Source organism: Donghicola eburneus (assembly GCF_900115865.1).
GTDB lineage: Bacteria > Pseudomonadota > Alphaproteobacteria > Rhodobacterales > Rhodobacteraceae > Donghicola > Donghicola eburneus.
Window position 1 is genome coordinate 97,826 of sequence record NZ_FOXY01000001.1, and the last position, 20,437, is coordinate 118,262.

Sequence of the window (20,437 nt, forward strand, 5' to 3'; positions counted from 1 at the left end):
TGATGCCCGCAACGGACTCGCGTCCCGCCAGCCCCGTGACCCCCTCGGCAGAGCGTCAGGCGGCCTTCATGGCTGGGGCACCTTTGCCCGAAGAGGCTGAGCTCGTGCTAGACACGTTCTCTGCGGTGGTCGAACCGGTGGATCGGTCGCGCGTCGGGCTGCTGCACGAGCTGTCAGTCGGCGTGTTCTGGCCCCATCGCCCCCGCGATCTGGAGCTGTTTGTCGGTCTGGGCCAAGGGTATATCGCACTGGACGCGATCGGGCGCCCCTTGGGCTCTTCGATGTATTTCCCTGTCGACAGTGATTTCGCGATGCTCGGGATGATGGTTACCACACCGCGTTTGCAATCGCTTGGGGCGGGGCGCCGCCTGTTGCAGCACATTATGCAGGACTGTGCAGGTCGTGATCTGCGGCTTAGTGCGACGCGTTCGGGCTATCGGCTCTATGTCGCGGCGGGGTTTGACCCTGTTGGTCTGATTTGGCAGCACCAAGGGATCGCCCGCCCGTTCCGCGCGCCAGAACCGTTGTCTGGCCTGACCATTCGCCGAACGGAACCAGAGGATCACGCCGCGCTGATGGCGCTGGACGCCCACGCCTACGGTGCAACGCGGACCAAGGTGATGGATGCCCTGCTGGCCGTTTCCAGCGGCGTCGTGGCCGAGCGGGGCGGGGCCGTTTGCGGTTACGCGCTCCGCCGGAGCTTTGGCAAGGGCGAGTTGATCGGGCCTGTCGTCGCCGAAGATGACGCGACCGCCATGCGACTTGTTGCGCCTTTGATCCAGGCCTGCGAGGGCAAGTTCACCCGCATGGATACCCCCCAACAGAGCGAACCCTTCAAAGCGTTTCTGGCGGCGGCGGGGCTCGGTGTGTTCGACACCGTGACAGAGATGTATCTGGGCCGTCAGCGCCGCGCCGAAGAGGGGCCGCTGACCTACGGGCTTGCAGCGCATTCGCTGGGGTAACTGAAAAAGGGGCCAAAGCGGCCCCCTACGTTTCAGCTTAGGCGGTCTTTCAGCCCGAAATACATACCAACCAGAGGCAGGAACCACGGCTTGCCGCTGTGCATCGGGATCGTCGGCCAGTCCATGCCTGTCAGCGGGTTGGTGTCCGTCCGTCCCATCGCCAGATCGGCTAGAGATTGCCCCAGCAGGGTCGACATCTGCGCGCCGTGGCCGGAATAGCCCATGCCATAGATCATGCCGTCCGCCTCGCCCGCGCGGGGGTAGCGGTCTTGGGTCATACCAACGAGACCACCCCAGCAGTAATCAATCTGGATGTCCTTCAGATGCGGGAACAGGCGCTCCATGCTGGCGCGCAGGATTTCGCCGGATTTGGCATCCGATTGCTGATCCGACGTGGCCGAAAACCGCGCCCGCCCGCCAAAGATCAGCCGGTTGTCCGGCGACAGGCGGAAGTAGTTCCCGATATTCATCGAGGTCACATAGGTTCGGTTCCCCGGCACGGTTTGCTTGGTCTCTTCGGGGGTCAGTGGACGCGTTGCGATGATGAAAGATCCGACCGAGATGATCCGGCGGCGGAAATAGCCCAAGGGCGATCCCTTGACCCGCCCGCCATAGGCGCCCGTGGCGGCGATCACGCGCCCCGCCTCGATTGTGCCCTTTGTGGTGGTCAGACGCCAGCCTGTTGCGGTTTTGTCCCGCGCGGTGACCGCCGCATTTTCCCAAATCTGCGCGCCATGACGTGCAGCGGCCGTCCCCAGACCCTGCACATACTTGCCCATATGCATCATCGCGGACTTCTCGTAGAGCATCCCACCGTGAAACGCGTCGCCACCCACTTCGCCCGCCAGATCGGACTTGGACAGCCAGCGTGTGTCGGGATCGACTTCGCGGTGGATCAGATCAAAATTGGCCTTCAGCCCGTCCACATGCGAGGGCTTGGACGCCAGCTTTAGCTTGCCAGAGCGACGGAAATCGCAATCGATCGCTTCTTCGCGGATCACATCCTCAATCATATCAATGGACCGGTCATAAGCGTGGTAGAGCCTATGCGCCTGTTCGGCCCCCAGATGCGCCTTGGCATCAGCATATCCGTGGGCGACCCCGTTGTTCAGGTGCCCCCCGTTGCGCCCCGAACCGCCAGCGCCCACATGGTCGGCTTCCAGAACAGCAACGCTGACCCCTTCGCGGGCCAGCTTGCGGGCGGCGTTCAGGCCGGTGAAGCCTGCGCCGATGATCGCCACATCGACCTTGCCTTCGACGGGGCCCTGCCTCGCGGCGGCAAAGGGCGCCGCCGTGTCATGCCAGTAGGACATGTATTTCATAGCGGCCTCCGTTTACAGGCCCACAACGGCGGGCAGTTCGGACACATCCTTGATCTCGGTGTAGCCATAATATGGGTTCGCGGGCTCGTGGCCGCGGTTCACCCAGACCTTGTTCGTGATCCCCAAGTCGTGGGCGGTCATCAGATCGTAGCGAAAGCTGGAAGAGACGTGCAGGATATCCTCCGGTCCGCAGCCCAGTTGATCCAGCATGTATTCGAACGCCTTCATTTGCGGCTTGTAGGCACCAGCGCTTTCGGCCGTAAACACATGCGCAGTCGGAGCGCCGAGTTTCGCAATATTATGCGGGATCTGCGCGTTCATCGAGTTGGTCAGCGCCACCAGCGGGATTTCCTGCGCGATTTTGGCCAGACCGGCGGGCACATCCGCATGCGGTCCCCAAGTGGGCACGCGGTTATAGATATCCTCGGCCACAGCAGGATCAAAGGGGATGCTGTTCCGCTTACAGGTCCGCTCCAGCGCGTTGTGGACGATCTCGGCATAGGGTTTCCACGCGCCGAGCACCTCGTCGAGACGGTAAGCCGAGAAATCGGCGATGAATATGTCCATCTGCGCTGGTGTCAGCATCGCACTGTAGTGATCGCGTGCCGCACCAGCCATGTCGAACAGGATCATGGTGCCGTGGCAGTCGAAGGTGATGAATTTGGGGCGGAAGGTCATGTCAGCGGTCCTTGGACGTTCTCTGGATGCTGTCAGTCTGGCGCGGGCGGCTAGGCACAGTGCGCCGCGTTTGCCGGTTTCGTGGCATGAAATTCCGTATCCCCGATCGTCCACGGCACGGGATGCCGCCAAGGGGCGATGTTCGGTGACTGGCACGGGGGCGGGCAGGGCACGTTGGTGGCAGACCAATGGAATGGACCTGACATGACCAAACTCTTGCCCGTAAACACCGCGCCGACCTTTGACCCCGTGCACGCGACGGCGGCGCCCGACCTCCTGATCGACGGCAATCCCGCCTATCAAACATGGGAGCTGGACGCTGCTATCGCCGAAGCCTCTAAGTGGGGTAAAATCCGCACCGGAATCTGGGAGACGACCCCCTGCAAGACAATCTCGATGAAGGGCGAAACTTTTGAATTCTGTCACATTCTGTCGGGTAAGTGTGTGATCACCGAGGACAGCGGCGAAAGCCATACCTTTGCCGCGGGCGATAGCTTCATCATGAAGCCCGGCTTTGTCGGCACGTGGGAGACGCTGGAAACCCTGCGCAAAATCTTTGTGATCGCGTCCTAAGTCATGGCGGATCGGTATACGCCCGAGCAGATGCTGGAACGGCTGGTTGGTTTCCCGACAGTAGTGGGGCAGGGCAACGGCGCGCTGATGGAGTTTGTCAGAGCCTACCTGACCGGCCACGGCATCCCGCATCATCTGCTGCTAGGGCCCGAGGGCGACCGGTATAATCTGCTTGCCACTATCGGCGATCCCTTAGTGCCGGGGTACATCCTGTCGGGTCATGTGGATGTCGTGCCTGCGGCTGAACCCGAGTGGCTGGCCGATCCGTTCACCCTGCGCCGCGACGGCGACCGGCTGATCGGGCGCGGGGCCTGCGATATGAAAGGCTATGTCGCCGCCGTTTTGGCGATGGCCCCCGATCTGGCCGCGATGCCCCTGTATGCGCCCATCCACATCGCCCTGTCCTATGACGAAGAGGCAGGGTGCAAAGGTGTGCCGCACCTGATCGCCGCCCTTCCTGACCTGATCGCTGCGCCCTTGGGCTGCTTTGTCGGCGAGCCGTCGAACATGACGCCGGTTCTGGCGCACAAGGGCAAAGCCGCCCTAAGCCTGACCGCCAAAGGGATCTCTGGCCACAGCTCCCGCCCCGATCTGGGGGCGAACGCGATCCATGCCCTGCTGCCGGTTTTACTGGCGGCGGCAACACAGGCAGAGGTGCTGAAATCCGGCGACACGGACGAGCGGTTTGCGCCGCCCTGTTCATCCCTGCAAATCGGGACGGTGTCGGGCGGCCAAGCCGTCAACATCATTCCCGACCACGCCACGGCTCAGATCGAGGCCCGCGCCATCGCGGGTGTCGATCCCGAGGCATTGCTGGCGCCGATCCTTGCGGCCTGCGGGCCGTCTGTCCGCGCCGAAATCATATCCTCCTATCCCGCATTGGCTTTGGCACCAGATGCGCCCCTGGCCCAGATCGCAGAACAGATTTCGGAGAATTCCCCAATCGGCGCAGTGAGTTATGGCACCGAAGCGGGCCTGTTCCAGAAAGCGGGCATCCCCTCTGTGATCTGCGGGCCGGGCGACATTTCCCGCGCGCACAAGCCCGAGGAATACCTCACGACCCAAGAACTGCATGCCGCAGCGCAAATGGTACTGGCATTGGGCCGATACCTGTCCGATTAACCCCTCGGACTGACAGCATTTTCTGCGGCGGAGTAGGGCCCTGCCAGTCCAAACTGCCGCGGCGCCGCAGCATCAAACCGATCATGCCGCAGTGGCGCTCCTACTCTGGCGATGAACAGCACGGACCCAAAGACAATGGATACCCTGAACACCCCCGAGCCAACGCAAATCACCTTGGTCTCCTTTGGCCCCGAGCATATTGACGGGGCCGTGCGTCTGTCCCAGCAGGCCGGTTGGCCCCACCGCGCCGAGGATTGGGCCCTAACCCTGTCCACCGCCCAAGGGGTTGTGGCGCTGGATGGCGGACAGATCGTTGGCACGGCCCTGTGTTCCGACTTTGGCGATGTGGCAACCCTGAACATGATCATAGTGGACGAGGCCTGCCGTGGACGCGGTCTTGGCCGCCGCTTGATGGATGCAATCATTGCGCTGGGGCAAGGGAAAACCCTACGGCTGGTGGCGACCGCTGATGGCCTGCCTTTGTATGAAAAGCTGGGGTTCGTCGCCCATGGCCAGATCCACCAGTACCAAGGCATCGCGCAGGCGCGGGCCCCTGAACAGCCTGTAAAAAAGGACAAGGCCGACCTGCATGACCTGACCAAGATCGATCAGGCCGCGTCCGGCATGTCGCGCCATGCGTTGCTGGAACAGATCGCCGCCACCGGCACCGTCCTGACGACCGCTGGCGGCTTTGCCATGGTGCGCGCGTTCGGCCGCGGGATGGTCGTTGGCCCCGTGGTGGCCGAGGATGCTATCGCCGCCCGTGCCCTGATCGACGCAGCGGCAACCCACGCCAAAGGCAAATTCCTGCGGATCGACCTGACCTCGGACGCTCTTGACGGGCACATGGAAACGCTGGGTCTGACCCATGTGGGCGGCGGCACCGCCATGCAAAGGCCCGCTCACGCGCCCCATCCCACCCCTTTCAAAACCTTCGCCCTCGTGTCTCAGGCACTCGGCTAATTCCGGAGCAAGATTATGCTGACCAATTCCCTTGTCGAGCTGGACCGCCAGCACCTGATCCACCCCGTGTCGTCCTTTCAGGGCCACGAGGCACGCGGCGTCCGCGTCTTGACCTCGGCCAAGGGCGCGCGCGTCACCGATGCTGAAGGGCGCGAGTTGATCGACGGTTTCGCGGGCCTGTGGTGTGTGAACGCGGGCTATGGGCAGGAGTCTGTGATCGAGGCCGCAACCGAACAGATGCGCCGTTTGCCCTATGCCACTGGGTACTTTGATTTGGGGGCCGAGGCGCCGATCAAGCTGGCTGCCGCGCTGGCCGAACGTGCCCCCGGTGATCTGAACCACGTCTATTTCACTCTGGGCGGGTCGGACGCCGTTGACAGCACTATCCGCTTTGTCCGCTACTACTGGCATGCCAAGGGGCAGCCGGAGCGCGACCAGTTCATCTCGGTCGAGAATGGCTATCACGGCTCGTCCTCGCTCGGGGCCGGCTTGACCGCGCTCAGCGCCTTTCATGACGGGTTTGGCTTGCCCTATCCGTGGCAGCATAAAATTTCGTCGCATTATGTGTATCGCAACCCCGTGGGCACCGATCCGCAGGCGATCATCGACGCTTCGGTCGCCGAACTGCGGGCCAAGATCGAAGCCATCGGCGCGGACAAAGTCGCGGCCTTCTACGTGGAGCCGATCCAAGGCTCGGGCGGCGTTCTGGTGCCGCCCAAGGGCTGGATCAAGGCGATGCGCGAGGTCTGTACCGAATACGGTGTGCTGTTCATCGCAGACGAGGTGATCACCGGTTTCGGCCGCACCGGTCCGCTGTTTGCCTGCGCCGAAGAGGGCATCGTCCCCGACCTAATGACCACCGCCAAGGGCCTCACCTCTGGCTATGTGCCCATGGGCGCGGTGCTCATGTCGGATCACGTCTACCAAACCCTGAGCGACGGGGCAGGGGCCAAGGCGATCGGCCACGGCTTCACCTACTCTGGTCACCCTGTGTCGGCGGCTGTGGGGCTAGAGGTTTTGGCCCTGTACGAGGGCGGCCTGTTGGAGAATGGCGAGAAGATGGGCGCGCGTCTGATGGACGGTCTGAATGACCTGATGGATCATCCGCTGGTCGGTGATGTGCGCGGTCGCGGGATGCTGGCCGCCGTGGAACTGGTCATCGACAAGGACGCCAAGACTCCGCTGCCCGCCAGCGTCCAGCCTGCCACGCGCCTGTTTGACCGTGCATGGGAGCATGGGCTGATCGTGCGCTCGTTCGCCCAAGGAATCTTTGGCTACGCGCCGCCGCTCTGCTGCACCGAAGAGGAAATCGATATGATCATCGAACGTACCCGCAAAGTGCTGGACCTGACCCTAGAAGATCCCGAAGTCCGCGAGGCGCTGCGCTAATGGCGCTGCTCTACATCTCTTTGCCAGACCGCGCCGCGGTTTGGCAGCCTATCTTCGACGCTGCGGGCGTACCGATGATTATCGGCGAAGAGGCCGTCCTCGACCCCGCCGAAGTCACTTATATCGCCTGTTGGCAGCCTCCCGTCGACCTAAGCATTTATCCCAACCTAAAGGCTGTGATCTGCGTAGCGGCTGGCGTGGATCACATGCCCCCGATGCCAGAGGGGGTTGTGCTGACGCGTACCATCGCGAGCAGCATCGCCCCCATGGTCCGCGATTGGGTGGTTATGGCAACGCTCATGCTGCACCGCCAGATGCCCGCTTACATAGAGCAAGCGAAGACAGGAACATGGAAATCCCAAGGCATCCAATCCAGCCAGAGCCGCCGAGTGGGGATCATGGGTATGGGGCGGATCGGCGCCTTGACCGCGCAGACGCTGTCGAGCCTCGGGTTTGATGTTGCGGGCTGGAGCCGCTCGGGGACCCATGTGGACAGTATTGACGTGTACGGCGCAGAGGATCTGCCTGCATTCTTGCAGCGCACCGACCTGCTGGTCTGCCTGCTGCCCCTGACCAAGGAAACGCGCGGTATTCTGGGACAGGATGCGTTCAATCAACTGCCCGCAGGCGCAATGCTGGTTCACGCGGGCCGGGGCGGCCAACTGGATATGAAAGCGCTGAAATCGGCGCTCGACTCCGGTCAAATCCACAGCGTGATGATGGATGTGACCAATCCAGAACCCTTGCCCGCTGACCATTGGGCTTGGACTGATCCGCGCGTGATTATCACCCCCCACGTGGGCTCGGTCACCGATTATGCCGAGGGTGCAGAACACGCGCTCAACGTGATCCGCGCGCTTCGCTCGGGCGAGGATATCCCAGGTTTGGTGGACCAATCGCGGGGCTACTAAGACGCCTTTTCGGGCCGCGGTGCGAAATGCCGCGTCTCGCCCCAGTTCAGCAGAATATTCCGCGACCCCACACATTTTAAGCGTTTTGCCTGTGCGCTTTGGGGCGAAGCTGATTGTAACAGGGAAACGATAGGCCAGCTTATAGGTCAATAAAACAAGGGTTGCGCGCAGAAAATACCTTTGCCGCGCACCGCTGCGACAGACAGAAGGTTCTGCTGTTTGCCCCACGTTTCCCAGCATCTGATCTAGCGCCCTCGGGCGTGCTCGACAACAAAGGACCGCCCCAAATGGCAACCACGACTGCCGTGAAACCCTTGACCGCGTTCAGCTACCTGACCTTTGACGTTGTCGGTACGCTGATCGACTTCGAAGGCGCGATCAAAGACGCCCTAGCCACCATCGCCGACAAGGAAGGCATCGTCGTGGACGGAGAGGCCGCGCTGGCCGTTTACCGTGATGCCCGCTATGAGCCCGGCGCGGGCCTGTTCCCCGATGACCTTGGGCGCTGCTATGGCCGCATCGCCGAAGCGTTCGGTCTGCCCGATACCCCCGAATACCGTCGGTTCATGATTGACAGCGTGGGCGACGCGAAACCGTTCCCCGACAGCGCCGCTGCGATGGCCAAATTGAAGCAGCACTACAAGCTGGTTGCGATGACAAACGCGCAGCGATGGGCCTTTGACAAGTTCGCCGAGAAACTGGGCCATCCGTTCTATGCAGGCTTCACCACCGACGACACCAAGACCGAGAAGCCTGATCCCGCCTATTTCCACCATGTCTTTTCGTGGGTCGAGACCGATGGCGGCTCCAAAGCCGACATCCTGCACACGGCCCAAAGCCAGTACCACGACATTGGCATCTCTCGCGCCTTGGGCATGACCAACGCATGGATCCAGCGCCGCCACGCACAGAACGGCTACGGCGGCACGATCGAGCCCAAAGAGTTCACCGAACCCGATTACCACTTCCACTCGCTTATGGAACTGGCCGAGGCCGCTGACGCAGCGTTTGGCAAATAAGATCAGCGGCTTATGCGGCAACAAGATCGCAAGGCCGTCTTCCTCTCCAACAGAACAACAGGGAATAAACACATGACCAAGAACACCCCGAATAACTGGACCAGCCGCGACGACGCGATGGTCGAAGGGATGATCCGCCGCGGTGCCTCGCGCCGTGAACTTCTGAAGATGCTGATGGCGTCGGGCGTTGGCATGGCCGTTGGTAGCTCGCTGCTGACCCGCGCCACGCAGGCCGTTGCAGCGACCCCCGTTTTTGGCGGCAGCATCAAGGCGGCGGGCTGGTCGTCCTCGACCGCGGATACCCTTGATCCGGCCAAGGCGTCGCTCTCCACCGACTACGTGCGCTGCTGTTCCTTCTACAACCGCCTGACCTTCCTCGCCGAAGGCGGCGTGACCGAAATGGAGCTGGCCGAGAGCCTCTCGACCGATGACGCGCAGACATGGGAAATCAAGCTGAAGTCCGGCGTGGAATTCCACGACGGTTCGACGCTGACCGCCGATGACGTTGTTTTCTCTCTGAAACGCCATCTGGACGAAGCGGTTGGCTCCAAAGTGAACTCGATCGCCAAGCAGATGACCGAGATCACCAAGCTGGACGACACAACTGTCAAGGTCGTGCTGGCCGCGCCCAACGCCGACCTGCCCACCATTCTGGCGCTGCACCACTTCATGATCATCAAGGACGGAACCACAGACTTCACCACCGCCAACGGCACAGGCCCCTTCATCTGCGAAGTGTTCGAACCCGGCGTGCGCTCTGTCGCAGTGAAGAACCCGAACTATTTCAAGGGCAACACTGTCTATCTGGACAGCTACGAGTACTTTGCGATCCCCGATAACAACGCCCGCGTAAACGCCCTGCTGTCCGGTGATATCCAAGTGGCGGCTGCCGTGAACGCCCGCTCGCTGCGGATGCTCGAAGGTCAGCCTTCGGTCGCGACCTCGATCACCACTTCGGGCAACTACACCAACCTGAATATCCGCAAGGACCTGGACCCCGGTATGAAAGAGGGCTTCATCGAAGGCATGAAGTACCTGATCAACCGCGAAGCCATCCAGAAATCGGTGTTCCGTGGTCTGGCCGAAATCGGCAACGACCAGCCCGTGTCGGCCGCGAACAAGTACCACAATCCCAACATCGCGCCCAAAGCCTATGACCCCTAGCAGGCCAAGTTCTACTTTGAAAAGGCCGGCTTGATGGGCGCCGAGGTTCCGATTGTGGCGTCCGATGCGGCGACCTCTTCGGTGGATATGGCGATGATCGTCCAGCAGGCGGGGTCCGAGATCGGCATGAACCTCAAGGTCGATCGCGTGCCGTCCGATGGCTACTGGTCGAACTACTGGCTCAAGGCGCCTGTGCACTTCGGCAACATCAACCCGCGTCCCACGCCCGATATCCTGTTCTCGCTGCTCTACACCTCGGACGCGCCGTGGAACGAGAGCCAGTACAAGTCGGACAAGTTCGACTCCATGCTGGTCGAGGCGCGCGGCGCACTGGACGAAGAGAAGCGCACCGCGATCTACTGGGACATGCAGGAGATGGTCGCAAACGAGGCAGGCACCATCATTCCCGCCTACATTTCGAACGTCGATGCGATCTCCTCGAACCTCAAGGGTCTGGCTCCGAACCCGCTGGGTGGCCAGATGGGCTATGCCTTCGCCGAGTATGTCTGGCTGGACGGCGCGGCCTAAGCCAATTTCCGGCCCGTGCCCATCGGCGCGGGCCACTCCATTGAATTCCCAGTTGGCCGAGGTGTTCGTTTGCCCAAATCGCTCTTGCCATGGATCCTTGTTTCCCAGCGGCTTGGCATTGCCTTGCTGACGCTGGTCATTGTGTCCTTTGCCGTCTTTTTCGCCACCGAGCTGCTGCCCGGTGACGTCGCTGAAATCCTGCTGGGGCAGGCCGCGACCCCCGAAGCTGTGGCCGGACTGCGCACGGCGATGGGATTGGACGAGCCCGCCATGCACCGGTTTGTCGGCTGGCTGGTCGGTCTGGCGGGGGGCGATATGGGCACATCGTATGTGAACAAGATGGCAGTTAGCGATCTGATGGGCGGACGTCTGGTCAATTCCTTGCGTCTGGCAGCCGTGACGACCTTGGTATCTGTGCCGATTGCGCTGGCGCTTGGGATCGGCGCTGCCATGTGGAAGGGTTCGATGTTCGACCGCGTGGTGTCCGTTGCGACAATCTCGGTCATTTCGGTGCCAGAATTCATGGTCGCGACGTTGGCCGTTCTGATCTTTGCCGTGTGGCTCGGCTGGCTGCCCGCGCTGGCCTATGGCGCGAATGTGGACAGCTGGAGCGCGATGCTGCGGGCCTATGCGATGCCCGTAATCACCCTGTCTTTTGTGGTGTCCGCGCAGATGATCCGCATGAGCCGCGCCGCCGTGATCGAGACGATCAACACCCCCTACGTCGAAATGGCGCTGCTGAAGGGCGCGTCGCGCCGCCGCATGGTTCTGGGTCACGCGCTGCCCAACGCTTTGGGCCCAATTGCCAATGCGGTTGCCCTGTCGCTCAGTTATCTGGTGGGCGGTGTGATCATCGTCGAGACGATCTTCAATTACCCCGGTGTGGCCAAGCTGATGGTCGATGCGGTCGCCACCCGCGATCTGCCCCTGATCCAGTCCTGCGCGATGATCTTTTGCGTCAGCTACCTGTCGCTGATCACGCTGGCCGACCTGATCGCCATCCTCTCCAACCCGAGGCTTCGTCGATGATGATTGAACGATCCAATGCATTCGTGATCCCGACCCCGAAGCGTCTGGGCTATTCCTTTAACTGGGCGGGCCGCGTTGGTCTGGCGGTGATCCTGTTCTGGGCCGTGGTCGCCATCGTCGGCCCGTGGATCGCACCGCACCCCCCCGGCGAGATCGTGGATTGGGATTATTTCGGCCCCGTCACCGCGGATTTCTGGATGGGCACCGATTATTTGGGCCGCGACATTTTTAGCCGCATCCTGATGGGCGCACGCTATACTGTGGGGATCGCGCTGGCTTCGGTCGTGCTGGCCTGTGCGGGCGGCGTCATCCTTGGAATGGTGGCTGCGGTCATCGGCGGGTGGTTCGATATGATCCTGTCGCGCCTCTTGGACGCGTTCAATGGCATTCCTTCGTTGCTGTTTGGTCTGGTGGTCGTGGCGGCGGTCGGCTCCTCGATCCCAGTTCTGATCCTGACCTTGGCGGCAATCTATCTGCCCGGCTCATACCGCTTTGCCCGCGCCTTGGCGGTGAACGTGAACGCCACCGATTACGTCACTGTCGCCCGCGCACGGGGCGAGAGCACGCCCTATCTGATCACCCGCGAAATCTTTCCGAACATACTCGGCCCCGTGCTGGCCGACCTTGGTCTGCGGTTTGTATTCATTGTGCTGGTCCTGTCTGGGCTGTCCTTCCTCGGCCTCGGGGTGCAGCCGCCGAACGCGGACTGGGGGGCCTTGGTCCGTGAAAACATCGAAGGGCTGTCCTTGGGTGCGCCTGCGGTGATCTTTCCGTCCATCGCTATCGCGACCCTGACCATCTCGGTGAACATGTTCATCGACAACCTGCCCACCAAAATTCGGGATCGGAGCGAATGATGACCCAGCCTCTTGTCACCGTGAACGACCTGCGCATCGGCGCGGTCACCGACGCAGGCCGCAAGGTCGAGATCATCCGAGGCGTGTCCTTTGAGATCGCCCCCGGCGAAATCGTCGCGCTGATCGGCGAGTCTGGCAGTGGCAAGACGACCATCGCTCTGTCCCTGATGGGCTACACCCGCACGGGCTGTTCGATCACCGGCGGGCAGATCACCCTTGACGGGAACGATGTCACCGCGCTGCCCGAACGCAACCGCGCGGCCTTGCGCGGGACCGAGGTCAGCTACGTGCCTCAGTCTGCAGCGGCGGCGTTCAACCCGTCCAAGCGGATCATGGATCAGGTGATCGAGATCACCGCAATCCACGAGCTGATGCCCAAAGCCGAGGCCGAAGCCAAAGCGGTCGACCTTTTCCGCGCCTTGGCCCTGCCGGACCCCGAAAACATCGGCCACCGCTATCCGCACCAAGTCTCTGGCGGCCAGTTGCAGCGCCTATCGGCTGCGATGGCGTTGATTGGCGGGCCCAAACTGGTGATCTTTGATGAACCCACCACGGCTCTTGATGTCACCACCCAGATTGAGGTCCTGCGGGCCTTTAAATCCGTGATGCAGCAGGGCGGAATGGCCGGTGTCTACGTCAGTCACGATCTGGCCGTCGTAGCGCAGATTGCCGACCGGATCATTGTACTGAAGGGCGGGGAAATTCAGGAAACCGGCAACACCGAGCAAATCCTAACCCATCCTGCGCATCCCTACACACGCCAGCTTCTGGCTGCGTTCGAACCCGTGCCCCACCAGCCGTTTCAGCCCGAAGCAAAGGCGGTTCCCAAACCGATCCTAGAGGTGATCCACCTGCACGCAGGCTACGGCGCGATCCGCAAGGGCGAGCCGGAAATCAAGATCCTCAAGGACGTGAATTTCACTCTCGAAAGGGGCCGCAATTTGGGCGTCATTGGTGAATCCGGCAGCGGCAAATCCACACTTGCCCGCGCCATCGCCGGTATCCTGCCGCCTTACCAAGGGGGCATTCTGCTGGATGGCCAAGAATTGCGCGGTGACCTGAAACGCCGCAGCAAAGAGCAGCTACGCAAGGCCCAAATCGTGTTCCAGTTGGCCGATACGGCCCTGAACCCCGCCCATTCGATCGAGCAGATTCTTGGCCGACCGCTCGCCTTTTACCACGGTCTGAAGGGCGCGAAACGCGAGGCGCGGGTCAAAGAACTGCTCGACATGGTGCGCTTGCCCGCGAACCTGCGGCACCGGCTGCCGGGGGAACTGTCTGGCGGTCAGAAGCAGCGCATCAACCTGGCCCGTGCCCTAGCGGCGGAGCCTGAGTTGATCCTGTGCGACGAGATCACCTTGGCCCTCGATACCGTCGTCGCGGCGGCCATTCTGGACCTACTCAAGGAACTCCAGCGCGAACTCAGCCTCAGCTACATGTTCATCAGCCACGATCTGTCCACGGTCGAGGCGATCTGCGACGACGTGCTGGTGATGCTCAAAGGCGAGGTGGTCGAGGCGCTGCCCGCTGCCCGCATGTCCGCCGAGGCGCAGCACCCCTATTCGCGGTTGCTCATTTCCTCGATCCCGCAGCTGGATACCGGCTGGCTGGCAGGGCTGGAGCAAGACCCCAATCTGGTCGCCCAATTTGCGAACCGCTAAGGACACGCCCCGCAGGTCGGGGCGTTATCCCACCCGATCTCCGAACAGACGCGTCAGGGGGATCTGGTTTTTCACAAACGGCGTCTTCATCACGACAAAGCTGAAGTATTTGTCGATCCCGACACCGCGGTCGATCAGTGCTTCGATGATGTTCTGATAGTCGGTGATCGACGCACAGACAAATTTCGCCAGATAGTCGTAACCGCCCGAGACCAGATGGCATTCCACGCAGCTATCGACCTTTTCCAGCGCTTCCTGAAAGCGGGCAAAGTCAATCTGGCGGTGGTTTTTCAGGGTGAACTCGGTGAACACCGTCAGCGTATCCCCCAGCTTTGCCACGTCGATCTGAGCGGTATAGCCGGTGATATAGCCCGCTTGCTGCAGCTTTTTCACCCGCATCAGGCAGGGCGAGGGCGACAGCGCCACCAGTTCCGCCAGCTCGACATTCGTAATGCGACCGTTGCGCTGCAACTCGGCAAGAATCTTTACGTCGATCCGATCGAGTTTCAGCTGGCTACTCATAACAGGGTCCTTCGGGGTCTTTACTATGGGTCACTATTGGGCGAGTCCGCGGGCAGGGGCAAGGGTTTGACATTCGACAGGAAATGCCGCCCGACCTGCGCAATCCGGCACATCCGGCTGCACGGCGCGGGCTAGGGTCAGGCAACAGACCGGAGAGACGACCCATGCCCGCCCCCTTGATGCAGATCGACACCCCCGACAATTTGCCTGACAGCGCCGACGTCGTCGTGATTGGCGCGGGCATCGTGGGCGTCAGCGCGGCCTATTGGTTGGCGCGCGGGGGCATGAAAGTTATGCTCTTGGAAAAGGGGCGCATTGGCGCCGAGCAGTCCAGCCGCAACTGGGGCTGGTGCCGCCAGCAAAACAGGGACGCACGGGAATTGCCCCTGTCCACCCGCAGCTTGGCCCTGTGGGAAGACATGACCGCCGACATCGGCGAGGACATGGGATTTCGGCGCTGCGGGCTGCTGTATCTGTCGAACGATCAGGCCGAGATTTACGGCTGGGACCGCTGGGGCCAGTTCGCGCGGGGGCAGGGTGTGGACACGCAAATGTTGACTGCGGATCAGGCGTCCGAGAGCGGCGCGGCCACGGGGAAGCGCTGGCTCGGGGGTGTTTGGTCGCCCACCGATGGCATCGCGGACCCGTCCCGCGCGGCCCCGATCATTGCCAAGGGCGTGATGCAGCATCAGGGCGTTGTGCTGCAAAATTGTGCGGCTCGCGGGATTGATGTGCAGAACGGAAACGTTAGCGCTGTCATCACCGAACGCGGAACGATCAAAACACGGCAAGTGGTCATGGCCGGCGGCGCTTGGGCCGCGAGTTTCCTGCATCAGTCGGGGCTGTTCTTCCCTCAGGCGGCGGTCCGTAGTTCGATCCTGTCCGTGCAACCGGGGGCCGAAGGGCTGCCCGATGCGCTGCATACGAACGAGGTTTCGGTGACCCGCCGCGGGGATGGGGGCCATACGCTGGCCGTATCGGGCCGCGCCAATCTGGACCCGACGCCGGGGGCCTTGCTGGGGGCCAAACACTTCTTGCCGATGTTCGCGAAACGCTGGCGCGCGCTGCGACCGGGGGGCTTGCAGGCGTGGCAAGCGGGACACGAGACCCGCCAGACATGGGCGCTGGACCGTGAAACCCCGATGGAGCGGATGCGGATATTGGACCCGAGACCGTCGAAGGCCTTGGTCAACCTGACCCTGACCCGAGCCCGCGATCTGCTGCCTGAAATGAAGAAGGTCGCCGTGCAGGCCACTTGGGCCGGTTACATCGACAGCACCCCCGATGGCGTGCCGGTGATAGACAGCGATATCGGGATTGGCGGGCTCACCCTTGCTGCGGGCCTGTCGGGTCATGGCTTTGGCATCGGGCCGGGCGTAGGGCATCTGGTGGCCGACATGCTGCTGGACCGCACCCCGATCACCGAGACGGCACAGTACAAACTGTCCCGCTTCCAAGGCACCCAATGGGGCAAGGTGGCCGAGTTCTGATGCCATCACGCGAACCGCGATATGCTGAACGCCTCCAGCGGCGTTTCGCACGCGCCGGTGGTGATCAGTTCGGCCATCGCATCGCCCACACCGGGCCCCAGCTGGAACCCGTGCCCGCAAAAGCCAAAGGCGTGGAACAACCCCTGAGTGGTGCCCGAAGCGCCCATCACGGGCAGGCCATTGGCCACGTATCCCTCGCACCCCGACCACTGGCGGATCACAGCCACATCGCGCAGGGCAGGGAAAATCTGCACCAACTGGCGGAGTTGTTCGGGCAGCACATCGAACTGCACCTTGGCATAGCCATCCGGCCCCACATCGGACCGCGGGACCCCGCCACCGAACACGATACTCCCCCGCTCGACCTGCCGGAAATAGGCCCCATGATGCTGCGCCCAAACGCCGATCACGGGCAGGATATGGTGGGGCATGGGCTCGGTCACGCCCATCTGCGGGCCGTGCATGGTCAGGGGGACGATTTCCCCGAAATCCGCGGCGATCTGGCGACCCCAAGCACCGGCGCAGTTCAGAACGGCCTCCGCGTGATAGGTTCCTTTGGTGGTCTCGACCGTGAAACCGGCCTCTGTCCTCTGAATGCTGGTGATGGTCGTGTGATCCAAAATCTCCGCCCCATCCCGCGCCGCCGCGCTGGCGAACGCTGGCGCGGCCAGCCTCGGGTTCGCCGATCCGTCATTGGGGGAAAAAGACGCCCCGATAGCGGTGGGCCCCAATATCGGGTAACGGTGGTGCAGTTCGGCGGCGGACAGTTCCTCCAACTTCAGCCCCCAATGCACGGCATCCTGAGCAAATCGGCGCATGTCGGCCAAGCTGGCCTCGTCAAAGATCAGCCGCAAGTGGCCCGTCGCGCGGAATTCGACGTCGCGTCCCAGCAGGGCTTCGGCTTGATGCCACAAGGCCAGCGACCGGTGCGCCAAGGGCAGTTGCGGCAAGTAGCGCCCCGACCGCCGAATGTTGCCGAACGACGCCACCGTCGCCCCCGCGCCGATATACCCGCGCTCGATCAGGCGCACCCGTGCCCCGCGCCGCGTCAGAAAGAACGCCGCCGCGCTGCCCATCAGCCCGCCCCCGATCACGATCACATCCATTCCGGCCCCCTGTTGCGTTTAGTCCATCTCAGCCCGACCACGAGGCAGGGGTCAAAGACGGGAAACAGGGTCGGCCATAAGCCGCTCTTATAGGAGGCCGCGATGCGCGCCAGACAGCTCGAGGTTTTCACCGCCGTCATGCGGGCGGGCACCGTGACAGGGGCGGCGCGGCTCTTGAACATTTCCCAGCCCGCGCTGTCTCAAGTTCTACTGCATTGCGAGGACGAGCTGGGCTTCCCACTGTTCGACCGTGAAAAGGGACGTCTGCGGCCCACCCCCGAAGCATTAGAATTGTACCCCGAGGCAGAGCGCCTTTTCGCCAGCCTCGAAGGGCTGCGCCGCAAGACGCAGGATCTGCGACTCGGGCGGGCGGGTCTGGTGCGGATCGCATCCTCGGCCCCACCCGCGATGTCCCTGCTGCCGCAGGTCATGGCGACGTTTCGGGCGCGTCATCCCGATATTTTGCTCCGGTCCCATGTTGCGCCGCTTGCCAGCTTGATCGCGATGCTCAGGGCGGGCGATGCGGCGCTGGCGCTGGCTTTGGATGACCGGCTCGCCCCTGACATTGACGTGGAAATCTTGCAGCGGGTGGGGTTCTGTTGCTTGCTGCCCGAAGGGCATCATTTGGCCGAAAAAGCCGCGCTGACCTTTGCTGATCTGGAGGCTGAACACGTCATTTCTTACCGCGCCGCGACCCGCCCCCATGACGAGTTGGACCAAGCCGCCAGAGCACAGGGCCTGCGGTTCACTCCCCAGCTCGAAATTGACGTATCTATCTCGGCCGTTGGATTTGTGCAGGCTGGTCTGGGGATCGCGGTGGTCGATGACCTGCTGCCTTGGGGGCAGTTTGCGGGGGTTGTCACGCGGCCTCTGACTGGATCGCCGGACATGCCGCTGGCCTTGCTGACATTGGCGGGCAAAGCCTTGTCCCGCGCCGAAACGCTGATGGCGGACCAGATCCGCGCCGCCATTCCATAAGTCCGCCTTATGGCCTGCCGCGCCATGCGTCTTGGACGGACGGGCCGCTTTCTGATGCCATCGAAGCCAACGGAAATGACCCAACCAGAGGCTTATCAGATGGACGGCAGCACCCCGATCCCCGACGGCGCGGACTGGAAAATCGGCGTCGATATCGGCGGCACTTTCATGGATTTCTGCGCGCTGGAAACGCGCTCGGGGTGGATTGCCTCGCTCAAGGTGCTGACCACCCCCGATGATCCGGGGGCCGAGCTGCTGACCGGCCTACGGTTGCTGACCGAGCGCGAGGGGCTGGCTCCCGAAACCGTCAGCCGCTTTGTTCACGGGACGACCGTCGGGATCAACACGATCATCCAGCGCAAAGGGGCCGATCTGGCACTGATCACCAACGCGGGCTTCGAGGATGTGATCGAGCTGGCCCGCCTGCGGATGCCTGACATGTATTCGCTGTTCTGCCACCGGCCCGACCCCCTGATCCCCCGCGAACGGATTTTCGGCGTGCCAGTACGGATGCGGGCGGGCGGTCAGGAAACGGTGCCCTTGGACCGCGCGGCCTTGGCGAACGCGGTGGCGGAGGCGCAGAATGCTGGCGCCGAGGGGGTGATCATCGCCTTTTTGCACAGCTGGTCGGACCCTGCCCAAGAGGCGCAGGCCAAGGCGTGGGTGCAGGAAATGGCGCCCGATCTGTTCGTCTTCACCTCGTCCGAGGTTTGGCCCGTGATCCGCGAATACGAACGCACCTCGACCGCGATCTTGAACGGCTATGTGCATCCGCGGGTGTCGGGTTATCTGACCGCTCTGCAAGACCGGCTGGTCGGGCAGGGTGTGCCAGCGCGGCCCATGCTGACCAAGTCGAACGGGGGCCTCATGACCGCTGGTGAGGGGCGCCGTGACTGCGTTTCTATGCTGCTGTCCGGTACGGCTTCGGGGGTGATCGGGGCGTCTTGGCTGGCACGTCAGGCAGGCGCGGACCGCGTGCTGACGCTGGATATCGGCGGCACATCTGCGGATTTCGCGCTGATCATCGACGGAGAGGTCCGGTTTGGCACCGACGAATTGATCGGGGAATTCCCGCTGCACATCCCGTCCGTTTCGGTCAGTTCAATCGGGATCGGAGGCGGCTCTATCGCGTCGGTGGACGACCACGGCGTGCTGCGCGTTGGGCCAGAGTCGGCTGGGTCTTTGCCCGGACCTGCCTGCTATGCTCGGGGGGGCGACCGCGCCACAGTGACCGACGCGATGGCGGTTTGCGGCTGGCTGGGGCATTCCCAGATGGCTTACGGGCAGCTCCAGATGGATGTGGATTTTGCTCGGGAAGTGATTGGCAGGCTGGCCGCGCAACTGGGCCGCGGGCTGGAAGAAACTGCCCAAGCCATCCTCGACATCGCCATTTCCGAAATGTTCGTCGAGGTCGAGAAACTGTCCTCTCGCGCGGGGGTGGACCTGCGGGACTTTGCCCTGATGCCGTTCGGCGGGGGCGGCCCGATGCTGGGGGCTTTTCTGGCCCGCGAATTGGGGATGCGCAGCGTGATCGCGCCGCGCAGACCGGGGGTTGTGTCCGCGTTGGGCGGACTTGTGGCGGATCTGCGCGGCGATTTCATCCGCACGATCTTTGCCGATCTGGAGGCGCTGGCGGGTGCACGTCTGACTGACGCCTACGACGATCTGGCCAGCGAAGGGCAGGCGTGGCTTCTGGCCCAAGGGCACCGAGGGGCGGGCGACCTGCGCCTCTCTGCGGATATGCGCTACGCGGGCCAAAGCTATGAAATCGAGGTGGCGATTGACACGGGCTGGCTGAACGACCCGAAAATGATTGCGCAGGCGTTCCACGAAACCCATCGCCGGATTTATGATTTTGACGACCCCGCAGGCCGGATCGAAGTCGTCAACCTGCGCCTGTCGGCCATTGGCGCGGCGCCGAAGCCCGAATTCCCAGTTCAAGCGGCTGATAGCGCGGCCGCCAATCCCAGCCGTCTCGTCCCCGTTTATCTGGCTGGCTGGCAGGACGTGCCCTTGTTCGACCGCGCCACCATTGGCGCTGGGGCCACGTTCGCAGGCCCCGCCATCGTGGCGCAAGAGGACACGACCTTTGCGATCCCCGATGGCACGACGGCCCACGTGGACGCCCACCTGAATATTCACCTGACCTATGCGGAGTGAGCC

General features: G+C 62.7%; 19 protein-coding genes. 15 read left to right on the forward strand and 4 right to left on the reverse strand.

Features of this window, described 5'->3' with window-relative positions:
- Window positions 1-2 precede the first annotated feature (2 nt).
- Window positions 3-962 carry a GNAT family N-acetyltransferase gene (locus BM225_RS00445; protein ID WP_143095330.1) on the forward strand — a complete coding sequence of 320 codons (960 nt, stop codon included), beginning with the start codon at window positions 3-5 and terminating at the stop codon, window positions 960-962.
- A gap of 32 nt (window positions 963-994) precedes the next feature.
- On the opposite strand, the gene BM225_RS00450 is transcribed toward BM225_RS00445, so the two are convergent.
- Both BM225_RS00450 and BM225_RS00455 read right to left on the reverse strand, forming a co-directional pair.
- Window positions 995-2,284 (reverse strand): NAD(P)/FAD-dependent oxidoreductase, encoded by a 1,290-nt coding sequence (locus tag BM225_RS00450; RefSeq protein WP_072705992.1) that lies wholly within the window; start codon window positions 2,282-2,284, stop codon window positions 995-997.
- Between the two features lie 12 nt (window positions 2,285-2,296).
- On the reverse strand, window positions 2,297-2,962 hold the full coding sequence (locus tag BM225_RS00455) for a haloacid dehalogenase type II (RefSeq protein WP_072705993.1): 666 nt from the start codon (window positions 2,960-2,962) through the stop codon (window positions 2,297-2,299).
- Between the two features lie 204 nt (window positions 2,963-3,166).
- On the opposite strand from BM225_RS00455, the gene BM225_RS00460 reads away from it, so the two are divergent.
- The 11 genes from BM225_RS00460 to BM225_RS00505 all read left to right on the forward strand — a co-directional run bounded on the left by BM225_RS00460 (window position 3,167) and on the right by BM225_RS00505 (window position 14,178).
- Window positions 3,167-3,535, forward strand: coding sequence for a cupin domain-containing protein (locus BM225_RS00460; protein WP_092463776.1), 369 nt, complete (start codon window positions 3,167-3,169; stop codon window positions 3,533-3,535).
- Window positions 3,536-3,538: 3 nt separating this feature from the next.
- Window positions 3,539-4,657 carry an acetylornithine deacetylase gene (gene argE, locus BM225_RS00465; RefSeq protein ID WP_072705994.1) on the forward strand — a complete coding sequence of 373 codons (1,119 nt, stop codon included), beginning with the start codon at window positions 3,539-3,541 and terminating at the stop codon, window positions 4,655-4,657.
- A gap of 135 nt (window positions 4,658-4,792) precedes the next feature.
- Entirely contained in the window at window positions 4,793-5,620 is an 828-nt protein-coding gene (locus BM225_RS00470; RefSeq protein WP_072705995.1) for a GNAT family N-acetyltransferase, read from the forward strand.
- A 15-nt stretch (window positions 5,621-5,635) separates the two neighbouring features.
- Window positions 5,636-7,009: an aspartate aminotransferase family protein gene (locus BM225_RS00475; protein WP_092463643.1), complete on the forward strand. Its 1,374-nt coding sequence runs from the start codon at window positions 5,636-5,638 to the stop codon at window positions 7,007-7,009.
- Window positions 7,009-7,920, forward strand: coding sequence for a 2-hydroxyacid dehydrogenase (locus BM225_RS00480; RefSeq protein ID WP_072705997.1), 912 nt, complete (start codon window positions 7,009-7,011; stop codon window positions 7,918-7,920). The genes BM225_RS00475 and BM225_RS00480 overlap by 1 nt, the downstream gene beginning before the upstream one ends.
- A 287-nt stretch (window positions 7,921-8,207) precedes the next feature.
- Complete coding sequence (locus BM225_RS00485; RefSeq protein ID WP_072705998.1) at window positions 8,208-8,939, forward strand: HAD-IA family hydrolase; 732 nt, start codon at window positions 8,208-8,210, stop codon at window positions 8,937-8,939.
- Between the two features lie 72 nt (window positions 8,940-9,011).
- Window positions 9,012-10,103: an ABC transporter substrate-binding protein gene (locus BM225_RS00490; RefSeq protein ID WP_245780384.1), complete on the forward strand. Its 1,092-nt coding sequence runs from the start codon at window positions 9,012-9,014 to the stop codon at window positions 10,101-10,103.
- A 33-nt stretch (window positions 10,104-10,136) separates the two neighbouring features.
- Window positions 10,137-10,631, forward strand: coding sequence for a periplasmic substrate-binding domain-containing protein (locus BM225_RS22030; protein WP_245780385.1), 495 nt, complete (start codon window positions 10,137-10,139; stop codon window positions 10,629-10,631).
- Window positions 10,632-10,700: 69 nt separating this feature from the next.
- A complete protein-coding gene (locus tag BM225_RS00495; RefSeq protein ID WP_072705999.1) occupies window positions 10,701-11,660 on the forward strand; it encodes an ABC transporter permease in 960 nt (319 codons plus the stop codon).
- A complete protein-coding gene (locus tag BM225_RS00500; protein ID WP_072706000.1) occupies window positions 11,657-12,517 on the forward strand; it encodes an ABC transporter permease in 861 nt (286 codons plus the stop codon). Before BM225_RS00495 ends, BM225_RS00500 begins: the two co-directional genes overlap by 4 nt.
- Complete coding sequence (locus BM225_RS00505) at window positions 12,517-14,178, forward strand: ABC transporter ATP-binding protein (RefSeq protein ID WP_072706205.1); 1,662 nt, start codon at window positions 12,517-12,519, stop codon at window positions 14,176-14,178. Before BM225_RS00500 ends, BM225_RS00505 begins: the two co-directional genes overlap by 1 nt.
- Before the next feature lie 24 nt (window positions 14,179-14,202).
- Here the strand turns inward: BM225_RS00505 and BM225_RS00510 are convergent, their stop codons facing one another.
- Window positions 14,203-14,700, reverse strand: coding sequence for an Lrp/AsnC family transcriptional regulator (locus tag BM225_RS00510; RefSeq protein WP_218157033.1), 498 nt, complete (start codon window positions 14,698-14,700; stop codon window positions 14,203-14,205).
- A 164-nt stretch (window positions 14,701-14,864) separates the two neighbouring features.
- On the opposite strand from BM225_RS00510, the gene BM225_RS00515 reads away from it, so the two are divergent.
- Entirely contained in the window at window positions 14,865-16,190 is a 1,326-nt protein-coding gene (locus BM225_RS00515) for an NAD(P)/FAD-dependent oxidoreductase (protein WP_072706001.1), read from the forward strand.
- Window positions 16,191-16,195: 5 nt separating this feature from the next.
- Here the strand turns inward: BM225_RS00515 and BM225_RS00520 are convergent, their stop codons facing one another.
- Entirely contained in the window at window positions 16,196-17,296 is a 1,101-nt protein-coding gene (locus tag BM225_RS00520) for an NAD(P)/FAD-dependent oxidoreductase (RefSeq protein ID WP_072706002.1), read from the reverse strand.
- Between the two features lie 102 nt (window positions 17,297-17,398).
- Between BM225_RS00520 and BM225_RS00525 the strand changes: the two genes are divergently transcribed.
- Both BM225_RS00525 and BM225_RS00530 read left to right on the forward strand, forming a co-directional pair.
- Complete coding sequence (locus BM225_RS00525) at window positions 17,399-18,274, forward strand: LysR family transcriptional regulator (protein WP_072706003.1); 876 nt, start codon at window positions 17,399-17,401, stop codon at window positions 18,272-18,274.
- Window positions 18,275-18,349: 75 nt separating this feature from the next.
- On the forward strand, window positions 18,350-20,434 hold the full coding sequence (locus tag BM225_RS00530; RefSeq protein WP_245780386.1) for a hydantoinase/oxoprolinase family protein: 2,085 nt from the start codon (window positions 18,350-18,352) through the stop codon (window positions 20,432-20,434).
- The last annotated feature ends 3 nt before the right edge of the window (window positions 20,435-20,437 follow it).